The organism is Buttiauxella agrestis ATCC 33320, from assembly GCF_000735355.1.
Taxonomy (GTDB): Bacteria; Pseudomonadota; Gammaproteobacteria; order Enterobacterales; family Enterobacteriaceae; genus Buttiauxella; species Buttiauxella agrestis.
Genome location: NZ_JMPI01000005.1, coordinates 1 through 1,952, shown reverse-complemented (window position 1 = coordinate 1,952; position 1,952 = coordinate 1). Strand labels below are relative to the sequence as shown.

The 1,952-nt window shown below is 51.7% G+C and carries 2 protein-coding genes; one reads left to right on the top strand and one right to left on the bottom strand.

Going from position 1 to position 1,952, the window contains the following annotated elements:
* Positions 1–361 (bottom strand): ATP-binding cassette domain-containing protein (locus GBAG_RS00655; RefSeq protein ID WP_034492389.1); only part of this gene is annotated, 361 nt, incomplete at its 3' end.
* A 363-nt stretch (positions 362–724) separates the two neighbouring features.
* Between GBAG_RS00655 and malE the strand changes: the two genes are divergently transcribed.
* A complete protein-coding gene (gene malE / locus GBAG_RS00650) occupies positions 725–1,915 on the top strand; it encodes a maltose/maltodextrin ABC transporter substrate-binding protein MalE (RefSeq protein ID WP_034492387.1) in 1,191 nt (396 codons plus the stop codon).
* The last annotated feature ends 37 nt before the right edge of the window (positions 1,916–1,952 follow it).

The following is a 1,952-nucleotide window of genomic DNA, read 5'->3' as shown; positions in this document are numbered from 1 at the left end:
AAGTTTCTGAAACCTGGGTGACACGCTGATTGATATCACTTTTCTTCGCGCCCGCGAGCTTCAACCCGAAGGACATGTTTTCAGCGACAGAAAGATGGGGATAAAGAGCATAAGACTGGAACACCATACCGACGCCGCGTTCAGCGGGCGGAATGTCATTCATGCGAGTGTCACCGATAAACAAATCACCGCTGGTGATAGTTTCCAGCCCCGCAATCATGCGCAACAAAGTGGATTTACCGCAGCCTGACGGTCCAACAAAAACCACGAACTCACCTTCCTGAATGTTCAGGTTGATATCTTTCGATACCACCACGTCACCCCAGGCTTTTGTTACGTTCCGTAGCTGTACGCTTGCCATGTACTTCTCCCTTCATTCCGTCACGCTGCTGAGTGGCAGGTGATTCAAGATGTGTCGGACTATGACGGATTCATACATTCCGTGAATCCTCCACCCTGCTGTTTTTTATGGGGGAGGAGGCGGGAGGATGAGAGGGGCTGGTCTGCAACCGGTTGCAGCGGGCGCGACAGTTTTTCGTGATCGTGGTTTCAAATTTCTGGGTGGTTTTGTGTGCTCCAGCACGCATAACTGTCAGTTATGGAATGCAGATCACAGATACCAGGGTGGGGGCGTAGGGCTAAGGAGGATGAGAAGCACTTGCCATCTGCGCAAACTGGCAACGTCAATTCGCTCTGCCTACAAATCCAAAAATTCGAGGGACATATGAAAATTAAAACTGGCGCCCGCATCCTCGCTCTGTCTGCCCTGACAACGATGATGTTTTCCGCCTCTGCACTGGCAAAAATAGAAGAAGGCAAATTGGTCATCTGGATTAACGGTGACAAAGGCTATAACGGCCTGGCCGAGGTCGGTAAGAAGTTTGAAAAAGATACCGGTATTAAAGTCACCATCGAACACCCGGACAAACTGGAAGAGAAATTCCCACAAGTTGCGGCGACAGGCGATGGCCCGGATATCATCTTCTGGGCGCACGACCGTTTCGGTGGTTACGCACAATCTGGCCTGCTGGCCGAGATCTCTCCAGACAAAGCTTTCCAGGACAAGCTGTATCCGTTTACCTGGGACGCCGTTCGTTACAACGGCAAAATCATCGCTTACCCAGTTGCGGTTGAAGCACTGTCTCTGATTTACAACAAAGACCTCGTACCTAATCCACCGAAAACCTGGGAAGAAATCCCGGCGCTGGATAAGCAGCTGAAAGCGAAAGGTAAGAGTGCGTTGATGTTCAACCTGCAAGAACCGTACTTCACCTGGCCGCTGATTGCCGCTGACGGCGGTTATGCCTTCAAACTCGAAAACGGCAAATATGACGTGAAAGATGTGGGCGTGGACAGCGCGGGCGCGAAAGCGGGCCTGAGCTTCCTGGTCAACATGATTAAAAACAAAGAAATGAATGCGGATACCGATTACTCCATCGCAGAAGCGGCCTTTAACAAAGGCGAAACGGCGATGACAATCAACGGCCCGTGGGCCTGGTCGAACATTGATAAGAGCAAAATCAATTACGGCGTGACGCTGCTGCCAACGTTCAAAGGCAAAGCATCTAAACCGTTCGTTGGCGTGCTGAGTGCAGGTATCAACGCCGCCAGCCCGAACAAAGAGCTGGCGAAAGAGTTCCTGGAAAACTACCTGCTGACCGATCAGGGTCTGGCTGAAGTCAATAAAGACAAGCCATTGGGTGCCGTTGCACTGAAATCTTACCAGGACCAGCTGGCGAAAGACCCACGTATCGCCGCCACCATGGATAACGCCCAGAAAGGCGAAATCATGCCTAACGTGCCGCAAATGTCTGCGTTCTGGTATGCCGTTCGTACCGCTGTTATCAACGCCGTTAGCGGTCGCCAGACTGTTGACGAAGCGATGAAAGACGCTCAGGGACGTATTACTAAGTAAGAACTTCCCCCTCACCCCGGCCCTCTCCCTAAAGGAG

Coding starts and splice junctions, on each gene's coding strand:
- malE (WP_034492387.1), top strand. CDS start 725: ATGAAAATTAAAACTGGCGCCCGCATCCTCGCTCTGTCTGCCCTGACA.